This is a genomic window from Halorubrum sp. SP3, assembly GCF_005435195.1.
GTDB lineage: Archaea > Halobacteriota > Halobacteria > Halobacteriales > Haloferacaceae > Halorubrum > Halorubrum sodomense.
In genome coordinates this window covers 1-715 of record NZ_SGTU01000197.1, presented here as the reverse complement: position 1 = coordinate 715, position 715 = coordinate 1, and the positions used below count along the sequence as shown (strand labels likewise).

The window sequence follows — 715 nt, the reverse complement described above, 5'->3', positions numbered from 1 at the left end:
CGAGAGATCGTGGTGCCGGTGGTGCCGAAAGATCGTCTCGAGAAAGGTCAGATTCGCGGCATCACGCAACACGTAGCGAGCCTCATCAATCACAAAGACCACCTCCTTGTCCGTCTGTTTGGCGCGTTCGTACACCAGCGAGATGAGCAGCTGCATCACGAGTGTCGTCCGCCCGCCGACACGCCCCTCCTGTTGGGCTAAATCCAGATAGATGCGATCCGCAGCCGCGAAATCAACCTCGCTCTGTCGGCCGAGATGCGCGAACTGCCCATCCGGCCCGAACGGCCGCAACTGATCAATCAGCCACGTAGCGTCCGCCTGAAGCTTCTCGGCTTCTGCCGCCGTCCGCAGCGTGAACGCGTCCGGGTCGTCGACCACCGCCTCGAGGACATCGATCACGTCTCGCAGCGTAGGACTCTCACGGTCGTGGGTGGTCACGTCCTCGGTAATGCCGGCATTTCGGTAGGCCACCTCGATGGCCACCTCAAGCGTCGTCCGCCGGTCACCCAAGGAGATTCCGCGCTGCGCAAAGAAGTTCGCGAGGAAGCTGCTGACGCGCTCTTGTTTTTCGGTGAGTGGGCTGGCATCAGTACCCAACTGCTCGCGGGCCTGGTCGGTGGGCGGTGTGATCTCAAGCGGGTTAATGCCGAGCGTCCCACCCACCGTGATCCGCTGGGCGTCCAACGCTTCAGCCACGCCGGCCCAATCGTTGAGC

Annotated in this window: 1 pseudogene; it reads right to left on the bottom strand. The window is 62.5% G+C overall.

Features of this window, described 5'->3' with window-relative positions:
* A pseudogene (locus EXE42_RS16190) lies at window positions 1-715 on the bottom strand (transferase); the annotation flags it as partial.